At 56.4% G+C, this 25,948-nt stretch carries 19 protein-coding genes; 9 read left to right on the top strand and 10 right to left on the bottom strand.

Annotated features, from left to right (window positions below; all coding sequences use genetic code 11):
* Positions 1–69 precede the first annotated feature (69 nt).
* From PO881_RS09260 to PO881_RS09240, 5 genes are all read right to left on the bottom strand, one after another.
* Positions 70–1,503, bottom strand: coding sequence for an efflux transporter outer membrane subunit (locus tag PO881_RS09260; RefSeq protein ID WP_280172808.1), 1,434 nt, complete (start codon positions 1,501–1,503; stop codon positions 70–72).
* A gap of 1 nt (position 1,504) precedes the next feature.
* Positions 1,505–4,660 carry an efflux RND transporter permease subunit gene (locus tag PO881_RS09255; RefSeq protein WP_280172807.1) on the bottom strand — a complete coding sequence of 1,052 codons (3,156 nt, stop codon included), beginning with the start codon at positions 4,658–4,660 and terminating at the stop codon, positions 1,505–1,507.
* A 2-nt stretch (positions 4,661–4,662) separates the two neighbouring features.
* Positions 4,663–5,805 carry an efflux RND transporter periplasmic adaptor subunit gene (locus PO881_RS09250; RefSeq protein ID WP_280172806.1) on the bottom strand — a complete coding sequence of 381 codons (1,143 nt, stop codon included), beginning with the start codon at positions 5,803–5,805 and terminating at the stop codon, positions 4,663–4,665.
* A gap of 259 nt (positions 5,806–6,064) precedes the next feature.
* Positions 6,065–6,706 carry a glutamate racemase gene (locus tag PO881_RS09245; protein WP_280172805.1) on the bottom strand — a complete coding sequence of 214 codons (642 nt, stop codon included), beginning with the start codon at positions 6,704–6,706 and terminating at the stop codon, positions 6,065–6,067.
* A 99-nt stretch (positions 6,707–6,805) separates the two neighbouring features.
* Positions 6,806–9,166, bottom strand: a complete 2,361-nt coding sequence (locus PO881_RS09240; protein ID WP_280172804.1) for a membrane-bound PQQ-dependent dehydrogenase, glucose/quinate/shikimate family — start codon at positions 9,164–9,166, stop codon at positions 6,806–6,808.
* A gap of 368 nt (positions 9,167–9,534) precedes the next feature.
* Here PO881_RS09240 and PO881_RS09235 point away from each other — a divergent pair, with 368 nt between their 5' ends.
* The 3 genes from PO881_RS09235 (at position 9,535) to PO881_RS09225 (ending at position 13,006) form a co-directional block, all read left to right on the top strand.
* A complete protein-coding gene (locus tag PO881_RS09235; protein ID WP_280172803.1) occupies positions 9,535–10,464 on the top strand; it encodes an ABC transporter substrate-binding protein in 930 nt (309 codons plus the stop codon).
* A complete protein-coding gene (locus PO881_RS09230) occupies positions 10,461–11,804 on the top strand; it encodes an NtaA/DmoA family FMN-dependent monooxygenase (RefSeq protein ID WP_280172802.1) in 1,344 nt (447 codons plus the stop codon). The genes PO881_RS09235 and PO881_RS09230 overlap by 4 nt, the downstream gene beginning before the upstream one ends.
* Before the next feature lie 236 nt (positions 11,805–12,040).
* On the top strand, positions 12,041–13,006 hold the full coding sequence (locus tag PO881_RS09225) for a GT-D fold domain-containing glycosyltransferase (protein ID WP_280172889.1): 966 nt from the start codon (positions 12,041–12,043) through the stop codon (positions 13,004–13,006).
* 58 nt (positions 13,007–13,064) lie between these two features.
* Here the strand turns inward: PO881_RS09225 and PO881_RS09220 are convergent, their stop codons facing one another.
* Both PO881_RS09220 and PO881_RS09215 read right to left on the bottom strand, forming a co-directional pair.
* Positions 13,065–14,363 (bottom strand): Fic family protein, encoded by a 1,299-nt coding sequence (locus PO881_RS09220; RefSeq protein WP_280172801.1) that lies wholly within the window; start codon positions 14,361–14,363, stop codon positions 13,065–13,067.
* 77 nt (positions 14,364–14,440) lie between these two features.
* Positions 14,441–15,073 carry a DapH/DapD/GlmU-related protein gene (locus tag PO881_RS09215; protein WP_280172800.1) on the bottom strand — a complete coding sequence of 211 codons (633 nt, stop codon included), beginning with the start codon at positions 15,071–15,073 and terminating at the stop codon, positions 14,441–14,443.
* A gap of 132 nt (positions 15,074–15,205) precedes the next feature.
* Here PO881_RS09215 and PO881_RS09210 point away from each other — a divergent pair, with 132 nt between their 5' ends.
* Positions 15,206–16,108: a ParB/Srx family N-terminal domain-containing protein gene (locus PO881_RS09210; RefSeq protein WP_222233484.1), complete on the top strand. Its 903-nt coding sequence runs from the start codon at positions 15,206–15,208 to the stop codon at positions 16,106–16,108.
* 53 nt (positions 16,109–16,161) lie between these two features.
* Here the strand turns inward: PO881_RS09210 and PO881_RS09205 are convergent, their stop codons facing one another.
* Complete coding sequence (locus PO881_RS09205; protein WP_280172799.1) at positions 16,162–17,256, bottom strand: NADH:flavin oxidoreductase; 1,095 nt, start codon at positions 17,254–17,256, stop codon at positions 16,162–16,164.
* A 103-nt stretch (positions 17,257–17,359) separates the two neighbouring features.
* On the opposite strand from PO881_RS09205, the gene PO881_RS09200 reads away from it, so the two are divergent.
* The gene (locus PO881_RS09200; RefSeq protein ID WP_280172798.1) at positions 17,360–18,235 is read left to right on the top strand and encodes a LysR family transcriptional regulator; all 876 of its coding nucleotides are present in this window, start codon (positions 17,360–17,362) and stop codon (positions 18,233–18,235) included.
* 14 nt (positions 18,236–18,249) lie between these two features.
* Positions 18,250–18,411, top strand: a complete 162-nt coding sequence (locus tag PO881_RS09195; RefSeq protein ID WP_225608150.1) for a hypothetical protein — start codon at positions 18,250–18,252, stop codon at positions 18,409–18,411.
* 83 nt (positions 18,412–18,494) lie between these two features.
* Here the strand turns inward: PO881_RS09195 and PO881_RS09190 are convergent, their stop codons facing one another.
* Complete coding sequence (locus PO881_RS09190; RefSeq protein ID WP_280172797.1) at positions 18,495–20,888, bottom strand: glycoside hydrolase family 31 protein; 2,394 nt, start codon at positions 20,886–20,888, stop codon at positions 18,495–18,497.
* 13 nt (positions 20,889–20,901) lie between these two features.
* Positions 20,902–22,203 (bottom strand): MFS transporter, encoded by a 1,302-nt coding sequence (locus PO881_RS09185; protein WP_280172796.1) that lies wholly within the window; start codon positions 22,201–22,203, stop codon positions 20,902–20,904.
* 230 nt (positions 22,204–22,433) lie between these two features.
* Here PO881_RS09185 and uxuA point away from each other — a divergent pair, with 230 nt between their 5' ends.
* The 3 genes from uxuA (at position 22,434) to uxuR (ending at position 25,940) form a co-directional block, all read left to right on the top strand.
* The gene (gene uxuA, locus PO881_RS09180) at positions 22,434–23,627 is read left to right on the top strand and encodes a mannonate dehydratase (RefSeq protein WP_280172795.1); all 1,194 of its coding nucleotides are present in this window, start codon (positions 22,434–22,436) and stop codon (positions 23,625–23,627) included.
* The gene (gene uxaC, locus PO881_RS09175; RefSeq protein WP_280172888.1) at positions 23,624–25,042 is read left to right on the top strand and encodes a glucuronate isomerase; all 1,419 of its coding nucleotides are present in this window, start codon (positions 23,624–23,626) and stop codon (positions 25,040–25,042) included. Before uxuA ends, uxaC begins: the two co-directional genes overlap by 4 nt.
* Before the next feature lie 121 nt (positions 25,043–25,163).
* Complete coding sequence (uxuR, locus tag PO881_RS09170; RefSeq protein ID WP_137385745.1) at positions 25,164–25,940, top strand: Uxu operon transcriptional regulator; 777 nt, start codon at positions 25,164–25,166, stop codon at positions 25,938–25,940.
* The last annotated feature ends 8 nt before the right edge of the window (positions 25,941–25,948 follow it).

Raw genomic sequence — 25,948 nt, 5'->3', positions numbered from 1 at the left:
TCCCCGCACGCAGGCATTGTAGCGGCGCAATTTATTGCGCGATAAATCGCGCCGCTACGAAAAGTGCAATTATTGCGCGCTCATTATTTCAGATTCTTTCAACGCCGTGCCGCCACCCATCACTTTATAGAAGGTGATCAAATTCAGGTAATAGGCTTGCTGCGTACTCACCAGATTGGTTCGGGCACTGTACAGCGTGCGCTGCGCGGTTAACGCATTGAGGTAGCTATCAACGCCGTTGCGGTAGCGCAGATCCGCCAGATGATAATAGGTTTGCGATGCCGCTACATTACGCTGCTGACTGCTGAGCTGATCGTTGATGGTGCCACGACGCGCCAGCGCATCCGCCACTTCCTGGAAGGCGGTTTGCACCGCTTTCTCATACGCCGCTACGTAATATTCCTTCTGTGCTTTGGTGTATTTCAGGTAAGAGACGTTGTAGCCGCCCTGGAAAATCGGCAGCGAAATGCTCGGCGCAAACGACCAAATGCCCGCCCCGTTTTTAAACAGCGTCGACAGATCGCTACTGCCGACGCCGCCGCTGCCCGTCAGCGTAATGCTCGGGAAGAAGTTGGCACGCGCCGCGCCGATACTGGCGTTGGCAGACTTGAGATTATGCTCGGCTTGCAACACATCAGGACGATTCAGCAACGCATCTGATGAGACGCCCGCAGGCACCTCGCGCAGTGCGTTACCTATCGATTCAATGCTGTCAGGCAGCAGGTTATCCGGCACGCTGCGGCCCACCACCAAATCCAGCGCGTTTTTATCCTGCGCCACCAGCGTGCTGTAGCTGGCGACATCGGCCTGCGCGGACTGATAGGTGGTTTCCGCAGACGAGACATCCACCATCGAGGCGATGCCATTTTCCATCTGCTTGCGCGTCACCTGCCACGATTGTCGCGCGCTCTCGGCGGTCTCCTTGGCAATCGCCAGATTGCTGCGATCGGCGGCGAGCTGCAGCCAGTAATCCACGGTGTTGTACAACACCGTCAGGCGCGTGCTGCGTGCGCCCTGCAGCGTGCCGAGATAGGTTTCATACTGCTCGCGCGTCAGGCTCTGGTTTTTGCCAAACAGATCGAGTTCAAACGAACTGACGCTGCCTTCTGCCGAATAACTGTTGCTGATGGCGGTTTGATTGCCTTCGCCTGTTAACGCGCGCGAACGCGTGCCGCTCACGCCGGCGCTAATAGCCGGGAACAGATTGGCGCGCTCTTCACCGTATTGCGCATGCGCGGATTTAACGCTGGCCACCGCTTCACGCAAGTCGCGGCTGCTATCCAGCGCCATCGCCACCACCTGCCGCAGTTGGGCGTCGAGCACATAATCCTGCCAGCTCAGGTCGCGGTAGTTGCTGGCTGGTGTGCCTTGCAATGAACGATAGGCTTCACCGCTCGGCATCTCGCTGCTGACCGCGCCTTGCGGGCGCTGATAGTGCGGATCGAGCGACACACAACCCGACAGCAGCGCGGGAACCAATACCATTAAGAGTTTTGCCGACATGTTATTCCCCCGCCTTGGCCACAGATGCATGATTATCGTCATGCGGTATCGCCGGGAACACGCGACGCACCAGAACAAAGAACAGCGGTACAAAGAAGATCGCCAGCAAGGTAGCGGTCAGCGTGCCGCCAATAATACCAGTACCAATCGCAATACGGCTGTTGGCGCCCGCGCCGGTGGAAATCGCAAGCGGCAATACGCCAGCGGTAAATGCCAGCGAAGTCATAATGATGGGCCGCAGGCGCATCGATGCCGCGTGCGTTGCCGCCTTCACCAGGCTTTCCCCTTTGCGGTAATTGTCTTCGGCGAACTCAACGATCAGAATCGCGTTCTTCGCCGACAAGCCAATGATGGTTAACAGCGCCACCTGGAAGTAGACGTCGTTTTCCAGCCCGCGCAGGCTGATCGCCAGCAGCGAGCCGATCACCCCCAGCGGCACCACCATCATCACCGAGAACGGCACCGACCAGCTTTCATACAACGCCGCCAGGCACAGGAACACCACAATCAGCGAGATGCCATACAGCGACATCGCCTGGTTGCCGGAGAGTTTTTCCTGATAGGACAAGCCGCTCCACGCAAAAGTGGTGCCCGCCGGCAGCTTCGCCGCCAGTTTTTCCATCGCGCTGATCGCATCCCCGGAACTCTTGCCGGCCGCCGCCGAACCTTCGATTTCGTAGGACGCGAGGCCGTTATAACGAGACAGCACATCCGGGCCGTACGCCCACTCTGAGGAGGCAAACGACGCAAACGGCACCATGGTGGTATTGCTGTTGCTATCGCTGCCGCGCACGTACCAGCGATCGATATCTTCCGGCTTGCTGCGGAACTGCTGATCGCCCTGCATGTAAACCTTCTTCACGCGGCCACGATCGGTGAAGTCGTTGATGTAGCTGCCGCCAATCGCCGCACTGAGCGTGTCGTTGATGTCGCTGATGGTGAGACCTAGCGACTGCGCTTTTTCATCGTCGATATTGACCTGCAGCTGCGGCAAATCCGGCAAGGTGTTGGCACGCACCGCGCTGAGCAGCGGATCCTGATTGGCTTCAGCAATCAGCTGATTGCGCATTTGCAGTAGCTGATCGCGCCCGGTGGCACCACGCGCCTGCAGCTCAAAGGTGAATCCGTCTGACTGCCCTAAACCGGACACCGACGGCGGCGACAGCACAAAGATCTGCGCATCACGAATGCTGGCAAGATTGGCCATTGCACGCGCGGCAATGGCATCGGCACTGTTTTCAGCACCTTTACGCTCGCTCCAGTTCTTCAGCGAGATAAAGCCAATCCCGGCGTTCTGGCCGCTGCCGGCAAAACTGAAGCCATTCACCAGCATACTGACGTTGACGTTGTCTTTTTCTTTGGTGGCGAAGTATTCCTGCACCTGACGACGAACCGCGCTGGTGCGGTTTTCCGTCGCGCCCGGTGCCAGCTGGTATTGCACCATGATATAGCCCTGATCCTCAGTCGGCAGGAAGCCGGTCGGCAAACGCATATACAGCACCGCGCAACCGATCAGCAGCACCGCGTAGAGCAGCAGATAGCGCACCGAGCTGTGCAGCACATGACCCACGCCGTTGTGATAACGCGCCTGCACGCGCTCGTAGCTGCGATTGAACCAGCCGAAAAAGCCCTTTTGGCCGCCTTCTTCGTTGTGCGGTTTGAGCAGCGTGGCGCACAACGCCGGCGTCAACGTTAACGCCACAATCACCGACAGCACCATCGATGACACAATGGTGATGGAGAACTGACGATAGATAACGCCGGTTGAGCCGCTAAAGAAGGTCATCGGCAGAAACACCGCCGACAGCACCAGCGCGATACCAATCAGCGCGCCGGTGATCTCCTTCATCGATTTTTCAGTGGCCTGACGCGGCGGCAAACCCTCTTCGCGCATCACACGTTCGACGTTCTCCACCACCACGATTGCGTCATCCACTAACAGCCCGATGGCGAGCACCATGCCGAACATGGTTAAGGTGTTGATCGAGTACCCGAACAGTGACAGCACGCCAAAGGTTCCCAGCAACACCACCGGCACGGCAATCGCCGGAATCAGCGTGGTGCGGATGTTCTGCAGAAACACGAACATCACGATCACCACCAGAATCACCGCCTCGATTAGGGTTTTCACCACCTCTTCAATCGAGATTTTCACGAAGTCGGTACTGTCGAGCGGATACGCCACTTCATAGCCCGGCGGCATGCTGCTGCGGAACTCGTCGATGGTGGCTTTCACCTGTTCGGCGGTTGACAGCGCATTGGCGCCGGACGCCAGCTGCACCGCGATCCCTGAAGCCGGATGACCGTTCGCCAGCACGTTGGCGCTGTAATCCTCATCACCCATTTCTACGCGAGCCACATCACTCAGATGCACCACCGAGCCGTCGCTTTGGCTTTTCAACACGATATTGCGGAACTGTTCCGGCGTTTGCAGACGTGAACGCGAACGCACGGTCGCCACCAGCTGCTGCTCTTTGTTGGCCGGTTGCGCGCCCAGCTGACCGGAGGAAACCTGGGTATTCTGGCTCTCCAGCGCGCTGGTCACATCGGACGGCATCAGCGAAAAGGAGGCGAGTTTGGCGGGATCGAGCCAGATGCGCATGGCGTATTCGGCACCAAACACCTGCACGCTACCGACGCCCGGCACGCGCGCCAGCGTATCTTCCATGTTGCTGACCATGTAGTCCGCCACATCGGCCGAGGTGCTTTGGTTGGTTTTATCGTACAGCGCCAGAATCAGCAGGAAGTCGCTTTGCGCCTTCTCCACCGTCACGCCTTGCGTGGTAACGGACGTCGGCAAGCGGCTTTCGGCCTGCTGCACTTTGTTCTGCACCTGCACCTGCGCAATATCCGGATCGGTGCCCTGCTGGAAAGTGACGCTGATTTTTACCTGGCCGGTTGAGGCGGTGCTGGTGGAATCGAAATAGAGCAAGCCGTCGAGGCCGGTGAGCTGCTGCTCGATCACCTGCGTGACGCTGCTTTCCAGCGTTTCCGCCGACGCGCCGGTGTAAGTAGCCTGAATACTGATCTGCGGCGGTGCGACGTCGGGATATTGCGCAATCGGCAGGCTTTTAATGCTGAGCACGCCAAACATCATGATGCAGATGGCGATCACCCAGGCGAATACCGGCCGACGAATAAAGAACTGAGCCAACATAATTACTGGCCTCCGCTGCGGGCGCTGTTCGGCGTCACTTCAACAGCTTTCACCGTCATCCCGGCCTGCACTTTGGCGGTGCCTTCGACAATCAGCTTGTCGCCGCTGTTTAAACCGCTGGTCACCAGCCAGGTGTTGCCGATAACCCGATCGGTCACCACTTCCCGGCTTTGCACTTTGTTCTCGTTATCCACCACCAGCGCCGTGGCATTGCCCTTGGCATCACGCGTGATGCCCTGCTGCGGCGCCAGAATCGCATCATTTTTAACGCCGTTAGTGACGCTGGCGCGCACATACATGCCCGGCAACAATTCATGCTGCGGATTAGGGAAAATGGCGCGCAGCGTAACGGTTCCGGTGGCTTCATCAACCGCCACTTCAGTCAGTTCCAGCTTGCCGGGATGATCGTAATTGCTGCCGTCTTCCAGTTTTACCGTTACTGGCACCACATCGCTGCTCTGCTGAAGGGAAGCCTGCTGACGCTTCAGTTTCAGCAGTTGCACGCTGGATTGCGTGAGATCGACATAGATCGGATCGAGCGCGCGAATGGTCGCCAGCGCCGTGGTTTGCGCCGAGGTCACCAGCGCGCCTGGCGTCACTGACGAAATGCCGATGCGGCCAGAAATCGGTGCTTTGATTTGCGTGTAGTTGAGGTTGATGCGGGCGCTTTCGACGGCGGCACGATATTGATCAACCGACGCCACGTTCTGTTGATAGGTTGCCAGCGCATCGTCGGCATCCTGACGCGATACGCCGTTCTCTTTCACCAGCGCGCTATAGCGCGCGGATTTTAACTGGCTGCTTTTCACTAACGCCTGCGCATTTTTCAACTGCGCAACGGCCTGATCGTAGCTGGCCTGATAGCTGGCCGCATCGATTTGATACAGCACCTGACCGGCTTTGACTTCGTCGCCTTCGGTAAACAGGCGCTTCTGGATGATACCGTCCACCTGCGGACGCACTTCCGACACCATGCTGCCCACCACGCGTCCGGTGAGTTGACTATCGAGCGTCACCGACTCAGTTTGCAGCGTATTCACGCCGACTTCGGTGGTCATGTCGCCCGCTGGCGGGGCGCTATTTTGGTCACAGGCGGCGAGCAATAACACCAGCCCGGCGATGGCCGCGCGCTGAAAATTCTTCATGAATAATCCTGTAGTGAACGTTCATTCTCAATCTTGAGTCTACCAAATCGCGGATGTGGGCGTATGTCAGGAAAATGAAAAGAGCGCTCCTGAAAAGCGACAGCAGAATAGCGACCTCTTTGATTGAGGATTTTTAGGGGTTAAATCGCTATGGGTTACAAAGTGTTGCTAACGATAATGAGTTATAACCACTAATGCAAATGATTATTATTTACATGAAAGTAAACGTTAACCTGATGCGCGGTCTTGCATGCGCACCCTACGAAAAATCACGTACCACCTTTAACGCCAGCTGCGGGCTGGTTAATGGCTGACTACCGGCGCTAAACAGCCTGGACGCCGCCGCCATGGAAACCTGGGCCAGCGCCACATGATCTGCGCCCTGCTGTTTCCCGTCTGCCACCGCTTGCGCAATCATTTGCAGATACGCATCCTGATGACCCGCTTTAAACGCCGCCCATGCGCCAGGAATCAGCTGCACAACAGGATGCTGTTCAACCGTTAGCGTTGCTGGGCAAAACAGCGCGCGCGTCGCCGCCAGCGTGGATTCCGCCGCACACAGCACCAGAGATTTTCCCGGCAAACGGCGCACCTCATCGGCCAGCATGCGATCGGTGCGATACACCGGGCAATCATGCCCTTCAGCGTTAAAATCATCGGCGACCGGACCCAGCGTCGAGCAGGTAATCAGAATTGCGTCGAACCACGGCGTCAGGCTGCGTAACAGCTGTTCCAGCTTTTGCTGCTGAGAAGCGGTCATGCCACCGGTCAGCTCCGCTTCCGCCAGCAAATGCGGCATCACGATATGACTCAGTGCGCCGTTGCTCATGCCCAATGAGTGCGCGGCATCATCGAAAATAGCGATATTACTGGCAGCGGTATGCAGGCAGGCGATAGTCATACAGTTCCTTATCAGTGGCGTCTTTCACGGAGGTTCAATATAACCTGACAAAAACAAAAAAAGGCGCCACAGCGGGCGCCTTATTCTATTTTACAGCGATTACTTCAAACGGAATGCCACAACGCTGTCACCCGCCTGGGTGCCGAGCGAACCGTGACCGCCTGCGGCAATCACCACGTACTGCTTACCGTCTTTACCCATAAAGGTAGACGGTGTGGCTTGCGCACCGGCACTCAGCTCGGTCTGCCACAGCAGTTCGCCGGTGGTGCTGTCGTAGGCGCGGAAGAAGTTATCCGCAGTTGCACCGTGGAACACCAAATCCCCTGCGGTCAGCAATGGACCACCGTGCGCCACCATGCCCATCGGGAAGCCGATGGGGAAACGGCCAGGCAGGAAGCTGGTCTTCAGGTTTTTGGTGACGCCCACGCGGCGCAGCCATTCGGTTTTACCGGTCTTCAGATCCACACCCACCATGCGGCCCCAAGGCGGCGCTACACAGGGAATGCCGAGGCCTGACGCCATCTGCTGGATATGGATCGCGTAGTCACCGTGGAAGTTTTCGTTCCAGTATGGCGTGCCATCTTTGGTGAACAGGCGCTCGGTGGCGGTCTGCTCGGTGCGTTTGATCAGGTTGTACTTGTAGGCCAGACGCACTGGCGCGGCAATCAGCATTTGACGCTGCGGATCGACAGCAATAGAACCCCAGTTGAACACACCAATGTTGCCAGGGAAGATCAGTGAACCGCCTTCCGTTGCTGGCGTCCACGGATTGCCATCATAGCGCAGGCTACGGAAATCCATGCGGCATGACATCTGGTCAAACGGCGTGATGCCCCACATTGACTTCTCGGTCAACGGCTGCGGGATGAAGTTCAGGCTGGAAACCGGCTGAGTCGCCGCAAATTTCTCACCCGCTACGCCACCTTCAGTCGAAACCTTCACCTGGTTTACCGGATACACCGGCTGGCCGGTAAGACGGTTCAGCACAAACAGGTTGCCGGTTTTGGTCGGCAGGATCACCACAGGCTGCTTCTGCCCCTGATAATCGATGTCCACCAGCGAAGGCTGTGATGGATTATCGCGGTCCCACAGATCGTGGTTGGAGCTCTGATAGCGCCATTTGAACGCACCGGTTTGCAAATCCAGCGCCACCAGCGCATCACGGAACTTCTCGGTGTTGCTGTTCGGATCGCGTTCAATGCCCACTTCATCTGGTGAAGCGTTACCAAACGGCACATAGACTACGCCGTTTTTCAGGTCAGCACTCAACGTGCCCCACGCCACTGGCGTGTCCTGCGGGTAGTTTTGACCGGCAGCAATTGGCGCGGTGTTTTCCGGGTTAGCCGGATCAAAGTTCCACATCAGACGACCGCTTTGCACGTCATAGGCGCGAATCACGCCTGACGGGTTGCCGCTGTTGAAGCCGTTATCCATCACGGAACCGCCAACGATCACCAGCTTGCCCGCCACCAGCGGTGCTGCGGTTTGCATCAGCGCATGTGGACGCACTTCACCCATGTTGGCGTGCAGATCAACCACACCGTTCTGACCGAAATCTGCGCACGGTTTACCGGTATCGGCATCCAGCGCAATCAGCTGCGCATCGGTGGTGGCGTTAAAGATACGCTTACTGCAGATGGCCGGATTTGCGGCGCTACCCTGTGCGGCAACCGGGGTTTCTTCGTAGTAGCTTACGCCGCGACAGGTCTGATGCTGCTGCAGGTAAGAGCGGTCTTTATTTGGCGTAAATTTCCACTTCACCGCGCCGGTTTCCGGATCAAGCGCATGCACTTCGTTATGCGGCGTACAGAAATACAGCATACCGTTAGCTTTCAGCGGCGTAGCTTCGAAGGTGTATTCGGTGGCATCCGCATCCTGGCGCAAATCACCGGTGTGATAGGTCCATGCAACTTCGAGGTTTTTGACGTTGTCTTTGCTGATCTGATTCAGCGCCGAGAAACGCAGGCCGTCAGACGAACCACCGTACGCGGTCCAGTCGTTAGCGGCGCCCTGCTCGCTGTTCTGCTCGCGGGCATTGCTGATGGTGCCTTGCTGCGGAACCGGATCGTAGAAGCACAGACCAATCACCACCACGATCATGATCATCACGGTGCCGCCGAGGAAGCCGTGGAAACGGCGTTCGCCGCGATACAGCGGTTTCACCACCCACGGCATCGCCAGCCACAGGCCGATCACGCCGAACAGGTCACCGCGTGGGATCCACTGCCATTTATCAAAGCCCACTTCCCAGATAATCCAGGCGAGCGTAATCCACATCAGCACCGCATACAGCGCCAGCGCGCTGCGCTGGTTGCGGAACAGTAAAATTGCGGTGATAAGTAATCCCACCGCCATCAGCGCATAGAAGGCGCTGCCGCCCAGCATCAACAGCTTGCCGCCCATGTACAGCAAGGCAATCGCCAGAATCGCGAGCACGATACTGGTTAATTTGTTAACCATGCTAATCCCTCAACCATTTTCATCGAAAAACCTCAAAAATAACCCCACATAAAATCAACAGAATTTTAACGTACGTTACCGTTTAGTAAAAACCCGTTGCGAGGTGTGTCGTTAGCTCCGCTAATGAATGTAGTTTGGCTAATGGCTTCCAGCTACCGCCTCGTTCAATCTGTGACTGAAATCACGTTTCATTTTCGTTGAGAGAATTAATCATTAGTGAGGAAAATTCGCATTTTTTGATAACGAAAAATGGCGAGGATGCACGATTTGGGGGCATTTGCGCCTGAGACATAACCTTGCGCAGATTTGTTACTACGCCCGCTGTAGTAGAAAACTTACGCTGTTTTCTTTTTTACCCGGGAAACGTTATGAAAATCACTTTATTAGCCAGCTCATTGTTGCTCCTCGCGGTGACTTCTCACGCTGCCACTAACCCACTGATCGTCGGCGATCAAAAAGGCAATGCCCGCGCGGTGATGTCCGCCGCTGGCGAGCTCAACAATGTGCCGTATGAAATCAAATGGTATGAGTTCCCCAACGCTGCGCCGCTGCTGGAGTCGCTCAACTCCCAGCATCTGGATGCCGGCTTAGTCGGCGATGGTCCGCTGTCGTTTGCCGTGGCCGCAGGCGCGCAGATCCGCGCCATTCAGGCATCGCAATATCTCGGCAATGCCATCCTGGTGAAAAAGGACAGCGCCCTGCACAGCATCGCCGACCTGAAAGGCAAGAAAGTGGCGACGGTAAAAGGATCGGCCGGGCAAAACATGGTGCTGAATGCGCTGCACGAAGCGGGTTTGCCCGACGACAGCGTCAATTTTGTCTTCACCACGCCGTCGGAAGCGACGCTGGCGCTGGATAATGGCGCGGTGGATGCGGTGGCAACCTGGGAACCTTATGTGTCCTTTGCCGTGGCGCAGTCCGGCGATCGCATCGCCATCGACGGCAAAAATTCGCCGGTTTCAAACTATCTGGTGGCGACCGATAGCGCCATCGCCAGCAAGCGTGAGCAGCTCACGGACTTCCGCGAGCGCCTGATTCGCGCACGTGCGTGGGGCGTGGCGCATCCACAAGCCTACGCCAGCGAGATCGCCAAACTGCTGCGTCTGCCAGATGCGGTGGCGCTGAGTAAAGTGCAGCGTGAAAACAACGCGCCGGTAGAGGATTACGCGTTGGTGGAGAAACGCCAGCAGCTGGCGATTGATACCTTCACCCGCGGCGGCCTGATCAAACCCGGCTTAAAAGCCGACAAGCTGGTGGATGCCTCCTTCTTTAACGCCAACGGAGCCGCCAAGCCATGATGAACCTGGCGCTCTACCTCGACTCCGGCATTCATCAGGGCGGCTGGCGCCATCCCGATTCAGCTGCGACCGGCGGCAGTAACTGGCCGCTGTACCGCAAAATCGCCCAGCGCGCCGAAGACGCGAAGCTGGACATGATTTTTGTCGCGGACAAGCTGGCGATTGATGATGTTTACGGCGGGCATCTGGCGCACACCGTGCAGCATCGTCAGGTTGGCTGGTCTGAACCCTTAACATTATTAGCCGCGCTGGCGGCGGTGACTGACCACATCGGCCTCGGCGGCACGGTTTCCTCCTCCTATTCGGTGCCTTACACCACCGCACGTCAGCTGGCAAACATCGACCATATCAGCGGCGGGCGCGCAGCGTGGAACGTGGTTACCTCGCTGAGCCACGCCGAAGCGCGCAACTTTGGTCGCAGCGAGCACTTCAGCCATGAAGACCGCTATCGCCGCGCGGCCGAATTTATCGATGTCATGAAAGCGCTGTGGGACAGCTTTGAAGAGGACGCGCTGATTCTGGATAAAGCGCAGGCGCACTTTGCCGACCCGGCACGCTTCCATAGGCTTGATCATCAGGGTGAATCTTTCAACGTGCAGGGACCGCTTAATCTGCCGCGTCCGCCGCAAGGCCATCCGGTGGTGATTCAGGCTGGCGTATCAGAAGCCTTTATCGATCTGGCGGCGCAACAGGCGGAAGTGCTGTTTGTGGTGCAACCTAATCGGGAACGCGCGCAGCAGTTTTATCAAACCCTGAAACAGCGTGCGCTGCAGTATCAGCGTCAGTCCGATCAACTGCGCATTCTGCCCGGCATGGTGCCGATTGTCGGCAATACGCAGCGCGATGCCGAGGAGCGTGCGGCGTACCTGAAATCATTGATTACCGTGGAATCGGGCCTCAGCTTTGTTTCGGCCAGCATGAATATCGATCTGTCGCAGTACCCCATTGACGGGCCGGTGCCTGACCTGCGTGAAAAGATCACCGGCAGCAAAGGCCGTTTTCAGTATGTGATCGCCAGCGCCATTGATCAGAACCTGACGCTGGGCGAGATGGCGAAACGCTACGCCGAGAGCTTGTCGTTCCCGGCACCGACCGGCACAGCGGATAGCATTGCGCAGCAGATGATTGACTGGTATCAGCATCAGGCCTGCGACGGTTTTGTCATTCTGCCCACCTACATTGACGAGAACGAAGATCGCTTCCTCGAACAGGTTGTCCCGCGCCTGCAGGCTGCGGGCGTCTTCCGCAGCGACTATCAACCGGGCACGCTGCGCGATCGTTTAGGCTTAGTAAAGCCGGAAAATCGCTTTAACCTTTCGTCATTAATTGAAATAACTTAATTAATCATTAATGCGCTGCTGCGATTATTCCTGGCAACAATTATCATAGCAGCGCGAATAAGTGCGGTTTTATTACAGTTTTATTTATCCCCTCTTCATTTAATCTTTTTTAAATTGATTAGCCATTGCGCCGCAATGACTTTTTGAGAGTTTCCTCAGCCTGTTATCCCGGATTAAGCGTGATATAAATCACGTAACTGCTCTGCGGCAAGGCCGCTAATAAAAAGAAGGTTATGATGATTAGCGCAGATTTCTTTTATCGTAAATTACGTTTTCCTTTTAAACTCACACACGCTGCTTTTAAGTTTCCGGTTGCCAATGCGCGAGCCCGGCAATATCAGGTGATGTCGCCTGAACAGACCATTGACCTGCTGCTCAGCAACCACAAGCTCTCCGTAAGCCGCTATGGCGACGGCGAATTGGAAATGACTTTGTTCAAGAATATCGGCTTTCAATCTTTTGATGAACGACTCTCTATTCGCCTTAAAGAGATATTACGGCGCGGAAGTCAGCCGAAGAATCCGTGTTTATTGTGTATGCCCGATGCCTTTCGCGGCACCGCGAATATGCGTTTTGGTTCGGCCCTATTCTGGTTTTTTCATAAAGCATTTTATTTTCGCCATTATGAAAGCTTATTAAAGAAAGATTACCGCTACGGCAATACCTCCGTTACGCGTCCCTATCACGATTATAAGGACAAGCAGCAGGCGGTTCGCGTGTTTAATAAGTTCAAGCAGCTGTTCAGCGATAAAAAGATATTAATTGTGGAAGGCAGCGGCACGCGTCTCGGCATCGGTAACGATCTGCTTGATGGCGCGCGGGAGATTAGACGCATCACCACGCTCAATCGCAACGCCTTCTCGGTCTACAACGATCTCTACAGCTCGGTGCTGGCGCACGCACGCGATTACGATATGGTGCTAATGTCGCTCGGCCCCACTGCCACGGTGCTGGCTTACGATCTCAGCCAGCATGGCATTCGCTGCATTGATACCGGCCACATTGATATCGAGTACGAATGGATGCGCAGTGCCGCGCGTGACAAGGTGCAGGTGGCCGGCAAGAACGTCAATGAAGTGGGCGTGTTACTCAGCGACGATGCGCGCGACGCCGATGAGCATTATCGCCAGCAGATTTTGCTGCATGTCGGGTTGCCGCAGGAAGCGGTGCTATCGGCGATGGTAATGCATCCGCCGATCTAATCCACATCGCAAGTAATCGCAAAAATAGGGCATTTTGAGATTGCTTGCGATAACGCTGTTACCCTTCGCGCTTTTTCAGCCACTCCTGCAGCTTGCGCAGTGAAACAGGCGCCTGGTACACCGTTCCTTTCCCCTCCTTTAGTGGACGCAACAATCCCTGTTCGGTGAGGTTTTTCAGGCGCGCACGCGCGGTGTTATCCGCGATGCCGAGCCGCGATTTAATCCCGGCAGAGCTGAGTAACGAACCCGGCGCATTCAGCGCGATGGCCATGATATCCAGCTCACCTTTGGCTAAAGTCATATGCTCTTCCACCCACGTCACTAAACGTTCCCGCTCTTTATGCAGCGTGGCGATTTGCTCGGTGAAGGCAGTCACCGCGCGCATCACCACTTCGCATTGAAACTGCACGAAATAGGTCAGATCCATCTCATCAGTTTCGCTGTAAAGATAGGAAATGCCGTACTTTACCGCCGCGGCTTTCAACAGCTTGCTGATGGAGATGTAGCGGAACGCGCTGTAACCGTGACGAATCAGATGATGGTAGAACAGCCCGCGTGCGGTGCGCCCGTTGCCATCATTGAACGGGTGAATGTAGCCGATAGCAAAGTGCATCACGCAGGCCACCAGCAAAGGATGCGTGCCCTGCTGCTCCAGCCACGCAACTTCGGCGCATAGCGCGTCCAGCAGGCTATTGAGCCGCTGATAATCCGGCGGCTGATGAATGATTTCGCCGTCGCGCCCGGCAACAAACACATCGTTATTGTCGCGCACGGCGCCGGGCCGATATTTGTCATCATTAATGCCGGCGCAGGCGATGTGATGAATTTCCAGAATATCGGCGCGCGTCAGCGGCGCGTCACCCAGCGTGGCAATGTGCTGCATCAAGCGCCAGTTGCCCATGATCATGCTTTCATCTTCGTTGCGCGGTGCACGCCCCACCGCCAGCAACTCCATCGCCACGCGCGAGGTGGTCGCCGCGCCTTCCAACTGGCTGGATGAAATCGCCTCTTCCATGATCAGCTGTGACATCAGGTAAGAAGCCGCGTCCTCATCCGTTGGTTCGCCGTTGCGCGCAAAGGTCATACGATCAACCATCGACATCGCCGCCGTGATTTTGGCCGTGAGATTACAGGTCACGGTTTGATCGGCGATCACAAAGTGCTGCGCGCTGCTGCGGCGCTTGAATTTCAGTGCGCTCCACACTTTCTCACGCGTCTGACTATCACTGACACGACGATATAACTCATCGAAATGCAGATAGCGCTCATCCCACTCGGCATGACTGGCAAGAAGCGAGTTAATCTCACTGATACTCAGTGAATCAATAAGTTGAACGGGCGGGCGGCGCAGTTTCATCTCAAGCAATCTCAAAAACAGGGTATTTTGAGTTTACTTGAGATTCGCTGCGACGACAAATGTCGCTTGCAGCGGAGTTAGCTGCCGTGCCGCTGGCAAAATGCGCGGAGATCGGAGGACTGGAAATCGGCCAGATTCGCCATCAGCTTCTCCAGCGGCCAGTTCCACCAGGCAATCGCCTGCAGCTGCGCCGCAATATCCGCCGCGAAACGTGCACGGATCACTTTGGCTGGCACGCCACCGACAATGGTGTATGGCGGCACATCTTTCGTCACCACCGCACCGGCCGCCAGCACCGCGCCGTCACCCACCGCCACACCCGGCAGTACGATCACGCCATGGCCAATCCACACATCATTGCCAATAATCACGCGATCGGCGCGACGGTCAGCAAAGAAGCCATTATCGCGTTCCGCCTGCGCATCGTAGTATTCCGGACAGTAGGTGAAACGGTGCTGCGAGGCGCGATCCATCGGATGATTGGGTGCGCCAATCCGTACATGATTGGCAATGGCGGTAAAGCGTCCGATTTGCGCATCGGCGACGCAGCAATGTTCTCCGAGATAGGAGAAGTCGCCCAGTTCGCTGTATTCGATATAGGTTTCGGCCAGCACTTCACATTGCGCGCCAATCTGGGTTTCGCGCATGCGCACGCTGGGATCGATAACAGTGTGTTGCAGTTTTGTCGGTTGCACAGCAGCAAGTGCCATAATGAAAGCTCCGTGTGGTCAGATGTCTGGATGACCGGTTGCGACTGGGCAACCGCGAGCGACAACACTACAGCGGCAAAATGACACTAATGCTATTGTGCAAATCTGTTTCTGGCGATTCGAGGAAAAGGAATGAGAACACCGTGGTCAATACTGGCGCTGTTATGGTCAGCCGGACAGGCATCCGCCGCGCTGCCCGCCGACATCAAAGCCGGTGATATTGTGCAAGTCCAGTTAGCGCAACTCCACCCGACGCAGGCTGCGATTGGCTATCGTCAGCTGGATTACAAACAGCATCGTTATGAAGCCGAACCGAAAAAGCTGTTCGATGATTATTGCGAAAGCATGGGGCAGAAAGGCGTTGATAAATTTGACAGTAAATCACGTCTCTCGCAGCCCAGCAGCTTCAGCTGTAAAGCGCCGGTCGGCAGCGAACCGGGGCCGATGAAAACGGCGGTGATTGCGCCGGATAACGTGCTGTACCTTACCGATGGTCATCATACTTTCAGCAATTTCGCCGATATCGCCGGTCTTAACACGCCGGTGCAGGTGCGCATCACCGATGACTTCCGCAGCCTGAAAACCATGTCCGCCTTTTGGCAAAAAATGGAAACGGCACATCTGGTGTGGCTGGATACGCCAGCAGGCAAAATCAAACCGGACGCGCTGCCGAAAGAGTTGGGCCGCCAGCATATGCAGAATGATGAATATCGCTCGCTGGTCTATTTCGTGCGCGATATTGGCTTTGAGAAGGAGCAGAATCCGCCGCCGTTCCTCGAGTTCTACTGGGGCAAATGGCTGGAAACGCAGCTGCCGCTGAAGAACTTTGACCTCAATAACCGCAACGGTTACGCCAAAGCGCTGGAAACCATCGCTGAGAAGATGACCAGCGTGCCGAAAGACACGGTGATTGCGCACAGCGATAGCGGCCCGCTGACGGCGGATCGGTTAGGTGCACGCAAGAAAGTGAATGAGAAGAAGCTGGAGAAGCTGGTCTCCGACAAGGGCAAACTGACGTGGGCTTTTGCGCAATAATCGCGTGGTCGCCATTCATGGCGACCCATTTACCCATCAGCGCCCTTTCAGCGTTAAACCAATTCGCAGTTTTTCACATCCGCCGATGGCGCCAGCAGATTTTTATCAAATTCGCGCAGTGCCACGCCATCACGAATACGCATCGGCCAGTCGGGATTGGCCAGCGCGCTTTTGCCTATCGACACATAATCCGCGCCCTGCTCCAGCGCCTGCGCCGCCGTGCTGGCATCACTTAACGCGCCATTGGCGATAATCGGCAATTTCGGTGCCGCCTGGCGCGCAATTTGCACCAGTGACAGCGGCGAATCGGCAAACGCCGGTTGCAGCGCGTCATATTCAGTCAGATGCAGATAATCCACGCCGGCCTCAGCAATCGCGGCGAATACCAGGCGCGCGCCCGCTTCGCCTTCCCGCCATTTGTGATGAAAATCATTCACTTTGCCCTGTGAGAGGCGAACTCCCAGCGTAACATCCTTGCCTACGCGCTGGCGCACCGCGGCAATCACCGCCAGCGTCAGAGACAAACGCGCCACGATATCGCCGCCCCAGCGATCGCTGCGCTGATTGGTGTAATCGGTAAAGAACTGGTCAAGCAGATAGCCGTTAGCGCCATGAATTTCGATGCCATCAAAACCCGCTTCGCCGATTGCCCGCGCCGCAGTGTGCGCAAAGCTGTCGATCACCTGCTGGATCTGCTCTTCATTCATTTCGCGTGGCAGCGGATAGGCGCCATGACCGTGATAGAAACCGAGTTGTTCCCCGCGCGGCTGCACCGCTGAGGGCGCGAGCGTGTCCGGTCGATAGATATTGCCCTGCGATATCGCCCCGGCATGCATCAACTGCGCAATGATTTTGCCGCCATGCTGATGCACCCGATCGGTGATCGCGCGCCAGCCGGCGCTCTGTTTAGCGTTAATCAGCCCCGCCTGAAACGCATAGGTTTGCGACCAGGCTTCATCGATATAGATGCCTTCGGTGATGATGGCGCTAAAGCCGCCGCGCACGAAGCGCTGATAGTAGTGCTGCATACGTTCGCCCGGTATGCCGTCAACGCTGGCGGAGATGCGCGTCATGGGCGCCACCATAATGCGATTCTTCAGCGCCAGCCGGTTCAGTGTGCCGCTCTGAAAAAGATGTTTATCACTCATATTGCTCTCTGGATGCGGATTATCTACAGAGCGCAGTATATTCGGTCGCCACAGGGACAAAAATGGCCGATGATGATACGTCTGTATAACGGAAATCGTTACAATGAACTCAAAAGATGTTGAGGTGTTCCTGATGGTCACCCAGACGCGCAGCCTGACGCAGGCTGCGCGGCGACTGAACACCACGCCGATGACGGTCTCACGCCGACTCGCCTCGCTGGAAGAAGATCTCGGCGTACGCCTGCTGCATCGCACCACCCGCGCCATTGCGTTAACAGATGAAGGTGAAGAGTTTCTGCCCTACGCCAAAACCCTGACGGAAACCGAACAGAGCGCGCGCAATCTGTTCTCACCGAATAAACAGGGCGCCACCGGCCAGCTGCGCATCACCGCACCTTCTGGTTTTGGCCGCCGCACCATTATTCCGTTGCTGTCCGCGCTGATGGCGGAGAATCCCGAACTGAAGACCGATTTCCAGCTCAGCGATAACGTCACCGATATTGTTGGGCTGGGCTACGATGTCGCCATTCGCATCGCCCCGCTGCGGGATTCGCGCTTAGTCGCGCAGCGGCTGGCGGATAATCCGCGCGTGCTCTGTGCTTCTCCAGACTATCTGGCGCGCTTTGGCACGCCAAAACTGCTGGCCGATTTGCATCAGCATAACTGCCTGCGCTTATCCGGCGTGCCGCAATGGAGTTTTATAGTCGACGACCATATTTCCAGTGTCAGCGTTGAGGGCCGTTTTAGCGGCAGCAATGTGGAAGGCGTGCGTACTTTGTGCGTGGCGGGCAGCGGCATCGCCCAGCTCTCTGCGTGGGATGTGCAGCAAGAGTTGGCGGCAGGTGAACTGACTGAGATTACCTTGCGAGATGCCCAACCGCAGCTTCTCGGCGTCTGGGCGCTGTTTCCCACCGCACGGCACCTGCCAACGCGCGTCACGGTTTTTCTAAACGCCCTAAAACAGGCGATGGCGCGCTAATTCAGAAAATGTGCATGGCGAATCAGGGGCAAAATCTGGATGCGGAAGAGGTGGGATTAACCGCGAAGAAAATTAAAATCGACGCATTTCTTGAACTAATTCTGGCAGGAAAGATCAGCGATGCGACAACGGTTACCGCGTTTTTGTTGGCGCGGGCGAAAGGGTTAATCGACTGATCTCTCTGCTTTATTCCAGGTGCGCATGAATGCGCACCCTACGAATACAACATCGATGTTGTGCCGCCATTCAGGGCGACCGATTACTCCGCAGCAATATCCGCTAACACCGCTTCTGCCTGCGCCTTATCCACCGCCACGCCATCAATAAACAGCTGACGCTGTTCACCCGGCGGCAGCATAATCTTCAGCGTCTGCCAGGCTGGCTGGAAGCTGCCTTTGCGCTGGAAGTTGAGGTGAATCGCCTCAGCATCGCTGCGCATTTTCCAGTTGAGCCACAGCGCATTGCCCTGCTGATAACCCCAGCTTTCGCCATCATCCTCAAACAGCATACCGTGGCTGACACCTTTGCCTTTCAGCGGGAACAGCTGCAAGGTGCGGCGATCGTCAGTTTTAGTGTCAACATGACGCAGGCGCTCGCTGAGCGGTAAGCCCGCTCCGGCACGCACCAGCATCGGCTGGGTTTCCAGCGGAGCCGCCAGCGTGATCCATTGACCGCCGCTGAACCATTGCTGGGTAGCGAAGTCATACCAGCCAGTTTGGTTGTCGGGCAGCCACAGACGACGCTCGCGCTGGCCCGGTTCGACCACGCTGGCCACCAGCAGATCGCGGCCCAGCATAAACTCATCGCACTCGGCGAACGTCTGCGCATCCTGTTCATGATCGAGGAAAGTCGGACGCAGCATCGGTTCATCGTCAGCATGCGCCTGCCACAGTAACGTATAGAGGTAAGGCAGCAGACGATAACGCAGTTCAATCGCGGCGCGGATCGCAGGCGTAGCCGCCGGATACATCCAGGGTTCATTGACGGTGTGATCGTCATTCCACGAGTGAATGGTGAAACGCGGATGCATCACGCCGTTTTGTACCCAGCGCACAAACAGTTCTGCATCTGGTTTATCGCCGGAGAAGCCACCGACGTCGTGTCCCACGTTGTACAAACCGGACAGGCTCATGCCCAATCCCATGCGGATGTTGTAACGCAACGTGGTCCAGTTGGTGCGGTTATCGCCGCTCCAGGTTTGCACATAGCGCTGCATCCCGGCGCAACCCGAACGGGAAATCAGGAAAGGACGTTTTTCCGGCGCGAAGCGCTGTTGCGCTTCCATCGAGGCGCGCATCATCAGCAGCGGCATCACCGGGCGAATGTGTTTGATGGCAATTGGCGTGCCGAAACCGTGGCAACGCGCTTCGCCGTCCCACACTTCATATTCGTTATTATCGTTCCAGGTGGAATCGATGCCCTTTTCCAGCAGCTGTTTGGTGACGTTTTCCTGCCACCAGGCGACGGCTTGCGGATGGGTAAAATCGAGATGTGAACCTTCGTCATCCCAGAACACCGAACGTTCAGGCGCATCTTCTTCGGAGTCACGAATAAACAGCCCTTGTTCCGCCACTTCGTTATAACGCGGATGATCCTGCAACAGACACGGTTTGATATTGGCGGCGAGGCGCAAGCCGGCGTCGTGAAACGCCTGGCTCATCACCTCCGGCTGCGGCACTTTGTCGTAGTTCCAGTTGAACACGTAGCGCTTGTTGTTAATCGAGGTGTAGCCGGACGAGAGCTGGAATGAATCGCACGGAATATCGTGCTCTTCGCAGAGACGAATGAAGTTCATCAGCTGATGTTGTGCATCCGGCGCATCGGTGTAATGCATGGTTGAACCACTGTAGCCAAGGCTCCATTTCGGGCCGAACAGCGTTTTACCTGTGAGACGCACAAAGGCTTTGGTGACATCCAGCACCTTGTCACCAACAAACAGGTAATAGTCGATATCACCGCTTTCGGCCTGCCAGCGGCGATACGGTTGGTGATAGTTATCGAGTTCATTACCCAGATCAAACCAGCTGCTGCTGAGGTTATCGTAATAGAGACCAAAGCTAACATCGGTACGACGGGTGATGGTAAACGGCACATGCTTGTACAGCGGATCGGTGGAGGCCGCGTTGTAGCCCATCGCATCAAGGTTACGCATCTCATAGCGCTGGCCATTACGCTGCAAATCGCCGGTTTTCTCGCCCAGACCATAATAGCGATCGTCGTTCATGCGGCACTGATAGTGCGCCACGCCATCCCCGTGCGTGTTGATTTGATAAGCGCTGGTTGGACGGTCGCAGGTCAGCAGCTGCCATGCGCCGTGGCTGTCGCAATATTGCCACTCCAGCGCCAGCGGTTGATGGACGATCACCCGCAGCTTATCGGTGGCCACCACCAGCGTGTCGCCCTCTTCTTCCAGCGTGAACGATGGCAAGGTGAATCCGGCCAGGCTGTCACGCTGACGCCCTTCCCACGGCACATCACTTTGTGGCGCGATGCTCCAGGTGCGATCGAGGCTGTATGCGCCATGACGTTTAATCGCCACGCGGAACATGCCCGTTTCCAGCACATACAGACACAGCGTGTGTTTGCCGTCGACGTTTAACGCCACGTGGTGTGCATCGGAACCGGCTAATGACCAATTTTTTAACGTTTTCATCGTTACCTACTTTTCATGCGCGCTGGGCGCGACGTTCAGCAATAAAAGCAATCAGGAATACGGCGCCAATCAGGTCGAAGAAGCCCATGGCGACAAACAGCGGATTAAAGCCAATGGTGTCGGCGGTAACGCCGATCAGTAGTGAGAACAGGAAGCTGGAGATCCAGGCGAACGAGCCGCGCATGCCGTTGACGGTGGCCATCTGGCCTTTATCAAACTTCTCCACCACCAGCGCGCTCAGCATGCAGGAGATGATCTGATGGCCGAAACCACCAATCGAGATCAGCGCAATCGCTACATAAGGATCTTTAGTCACCGCGACCAGCGCCAGCGACAGCATCAGGAAAGCGCCCGTCACCGAACTCGCCACCACGGAATTAACCTGGGTAAAACCAAAGATTTTGGTGTAGAGCCGCGTCAGATAGCCGCTGGCCGCGCTGCCTAAATCGGCGGCGAGGAACGGCAGCCAGGCGAACATAGCAATCTGCTTCAGATCCATACCCAGCTCTTTCGCCAGATAGAGCGGCACCCAGAAGCTCAGCACGCCCCAGGCAGGTTCAGCCATAAAGGCGGGAATGGCGATGCCGTAAAAACGTTTGTTTTTCGACACGGTTTTCAGCGCGGTGAAGAACGGCAGTTTCACTGCTGGCGGTTCGTTATCCTGACGAATAAATTCCAGTTCCGAGGCCTGCAGATTGGGATGCTGCTCCGGATCGCGATAGAACAACCACCACAGCACCACCCAACCCAACGCCAGGCAGCCGGTGAACAGGAACGCGCCCTGCCAGCCAAAGGAAGCGTGCGCAAAGTAGATAATCGGGGGTGCCAGCATCGCGCCAAGCGAGAAGCCCACCCCCGCCCATCCGGCGGCGATAGGACGCTCTTTTTTCGGGAACCATTCGCCAATCACTTTGGCGTTAGCGGGCGTGGCTGCTGCTTCAGCGCCGCCCATGACAAAACGCAGGATAGCCAGATGCACCCAATTGGCCGCGCCAGCGTGGAACAAACAGGCGACGGCCCAAATGGTGGCGCAGATCAGGAAGCCGACTTTCAGGCCAATAACGTCGATCAGCCAGCCGCAAATCGGTTGAAAGAAGGTATACGCCAGCTGGAATGCGCCGACGATCCAGGAATATTGTTCGGTGGTGATGTTGAGGCTGGTTTTGAGCTCCGGTGCCAGCAAGCCCAACGAGTTACGGGTGATGTAGTTGACCGTGACGCCTGCTAAGAACAGCACCAATACCCACCAGCGCAGATTGCGCAAGGTGCGTTTGGTGCCTGCGGCGGTTATCCCTGGGTTTAAACTGCGGTTCATCTGATTCTCCGTTAGTGAGTCATTTCTAACCATCCGCCAGGAGTGAACCACAGTTGCGAAAAGTGGTCGCCAGATTGATGTCGCAAATGTGATCTGGTTAACCAAAATCACTTACCAGGTTGACTTAACCCCGTAAAGAGCAGAGTTTTAATCCGGAATCGCGTAGTTATTATCTGATGTAATGCGCTAATAAAGAATATTGGTCAACCAATAGTGAGTGAGGTAACAACATGAAGCAGACCTGGCGCTGGTACGGCCCCAACGATCCTGTCTCTCTGGCCGATGCGCGCCAGGCGGGCGCAACCGGCATCGTCACCGCACTGCACCACATCCCTAATGGCGAAGTGTGGTCAGTCGACGAAATCATGCAGCGCAAGGCGCTGGTGGAAGCCGCCGGTTTGGTGTGGTCGGTGGTGGAGAGCGTGCCGATTCATGAAGAGATTAAAACCGGCAGCGGCCGCTGCCAGAACTGGATCAGCAATTATCAGCAGTCGCTGCGCAACCTGGCGCAGTGCGGCATTAAAACCGTGTGCTACAACTTCATGCCGATCCTTGACTGGACGCGCACCGATCTCGAATATCTGCTGCCGGATGGCGCGAAAGCCCTGCGTTTTGATCAGATTGAGTTCGCGGTGTTTGAACTGCACATTCTGCAGCGTCCCGGCGCGGAGCAGGATTACAGTGCGCAAGAGATCGCCGAGGCTGCTGAACGCTTTGCAACGATGAGTGAAGAGCACCGTAACCGCCTGATGCGCAACATCATCGCCGGTTTGCCGGGTGCGGAGGAAGGCTACACGCTGGATCAATTCCGCGCCCAGCTGGCGCGTTATCAAGGTATCGGTAAGGCCGAGCTGCGAGAGAATTTTGCCACCTTCCTGCGCGCCATTGTCGCGGTTGCGGAAGAAGTGGGCGTACGCATGGCGGTACATCCGGACGATCCGCCACGCCCAATTCTCGGCTTACCGCGCATCGTTTCCAACGCCGACGATCTGCAATGGATGATCGATACCGTCAGCAGCCCCGCCAACGGTTTCACCATGTGTACCGGCTCGTACGGCGTGCTGGCAGAGAATGATTTAGCCGGCATAGTCAAGCGCTTCGGCCCACGCATCTACTTCGCGCATCTGCGCTCCACCAAGCGGGAAGAGAACCCCAACAGCTTCCACGAAGCCGCGCATTTGGGTGGCGATGTCGATATGTTTGCGGTGATCAAAGCGATTGCCGAAGAGGAACAGCGACGTAAAGCCGCAGGACAGCCGGATTTGATTCCGATGCGTCCCGACCACGGCCACCAGATGCTGGATGACCTGAAGAAGAAAACCAATCCCGGCTACTCGGCGATTGGTCGCCTGAAAGGATTGGCGGAAATTCGCGGCGTCGAACTGGCGATCCACCGCGCCTATTTTGCTCAGGAAGCCCAATAATGCGCTTTATGGATGAAGATTTTCTGCTGCAGAGCGACATCGCGCGGCGCTTGTACCACGACTTCGCTTCGGATATGCCAATCTACGATTATCACTGTCACCTCAATCCTCAGGAGATTGCTGAAGATCGTCGCTTCGCCAACCTCGGCCAAATCTGGCTGGAAGGCGATCACTACAAATGGCGCGCGCTGCGCGCCGCGGGCGTCGATGAGTCGTTGATTACCGGCAAGAACACCAGCGACTACGACAAGTATCTCGCCTGGGCGCAAACGGTGCCAAAAACCCTCGGTAACCCGCTCTATCACTGGACGCACCTTGAACTGCGGCGCCCGTTTGGCATCACCGATACGCTGTTTGGCCCGGACACCGCGCCTGCGATCTGGCAGCGCTGCGCGGAACAGCTGGCGACGCCGGAATTTTCCGCGCGCGGCATCATGCGCCAGATGAAGGTGCGCATGGTCGGCACCACCGACGATCCGGTTGATTCACTGCACTATCACCGTCAAATCGCCGATGACCGCAGCTTTGATATTGACGTTGCGCCGAGCTGGCGTCCGGACAAGGTCTTCAAAATCGAGCTGGAGGGTTTTGTCGACTATCTTGCTCGTCTGGAAGCCGCCGCCGATGTCGCCATCGACAGCTTCGAGGCGCTACGCCGCGCGATGTTACGACGCCTTGACCACTTCTCCGCCCACGGTTGTCGCGCCTCAGACCACGGTATTGAAACCCTGCGCTTTGCGCCGGTGCCGGACGACCGCGTGCTCGATACGATTTTGGCGAAACGTCGCCGTGGCGATGCGCTGGATGAATTGGAAATCGCCCAGTTCAGCAGCGCAGTGTTGGTGTGGCTTGGCAGCGAATATGCGCGACGCGGCTGGGTAATGCAGCTGCACATCGGCGCGATCCGTAACAACAGCACGCGCATGTTCCGCCAGCTCGGGCCAGACAGCGGGTTTGATTCGATTGGCGATAACAATATTGCCTGGCCGCTGGCGCGCCTGCTGGATGCGATGGACCTCAACGATCAGCTGCCGAAAACCATTCTCTATTGCCTCAATCCGCGCGATAACGAAGTGCTGGCTACTATGGCGGGCAACTTCCAGGGCGCGGGTATTGCTGGCAAGGTGCAGTTCGGTTCAGGCTGGTGGTTCAACGATCAGCGCGACGGCATGCTGCGTCAACTGGAGCAACTGTCGCAAATCGGCTTACTCAGCCAGTTTGTCGGTATGCTGACCGATTCACGCAGCTTCCTCTCCTACACGCGCCACGAATACTTCCGCCGTATTCTGTGCAATCTGCTGGCGCAGTGGGTAAAAGACGGCATTGTGCCGCACGATGAGCCGATGCTCGGCAACATGCTGCGCGACATCTGCTTTAACAATGCCGAACGCTATTTCGCGCTGAAAGCCCAGTGATGGTGGCCAGGTCACTGCACGCCGTGACCAGGCCGATTCTTATTCGCTATGCTATAGTGCGCGTCTCTGAGTGAGGCTGTATCAGAGGTTGTGAATCCTTTAACACACAGAAAAGAGCACGATGAAAACTCAAACTTCAGCACAGCGCCCTTATCAGGAAGTCGGGGAAATGCTCCGCCAGATGATCACGCAAAAGCAGTATGCGGTGGGCGAACGGCTGCCGCCGGAGCGCGAACTCGCCGCGCTATTGAATGTGACGCGTACGCTAGTGCGTGAAGCGCTGATTATGCTGGAGCTGGAAGGATTAATTGAGGTACGTCGTGGTGCGGGCATCTATGTGATTCACGATTCGCCGCAGCAACCTGTTTCGCTTCACAAAGCCAGCAACGATGCCGGACCGTTCGAGATGTTGCAGGCGCGTCAGCTGCTGGAGAGCAATATTGCCGAGTTCGCCGCGCTGCAGGCGACGCGTGAAGACATCATGAAGATGCGCCAGGCGCTGGAGCTGGAAGAGAAAGAGCTGGCGTCGGGAGCGGTCAACCAAAGTGAAAACGGCGATCGCAATTTCCATCTGGCGATTGCCGAAGCCACCCATAACAGCATGCTGGTTGAGCTGTTTAAGCAATCCTGGCAGTGGCGCGAAGATAACGTGATGTGGAGCCAACTGCATCGCCATCTGGTCAACAACGATTACCGCAAACAGTGGCTCGACGATCACAAAAAAATCCTCGCGACGCTGATCAAAAAAGACGCGCGCGCCGCCAAGCTGGCGATGTGGCAACACCTTGAAAATGTGAAACAGCGGCTGCTGGAGTTCTCAGACGTTGATGATATTGATTTCGATGGTTATCTGTTTGAATCCTGGCCGCTGTACGCCACCCATAATCCGCCAAACTAATGTGCGTT

Source organism: Pantoea sp. SS70 (genome assembly GCF_029866845.1).
Taxonomy (GTDB): Bacteria; Pseudomonadota; Gammaproteobacteria; order Enterobacterales; family Enterobacteriaceae; genus Pantoea; species Pantoea leporis.
Note: the sequence above shows the minus strand (reverse complement) of the source record. Positions and strands in the feature narration are given on the sequence as shown.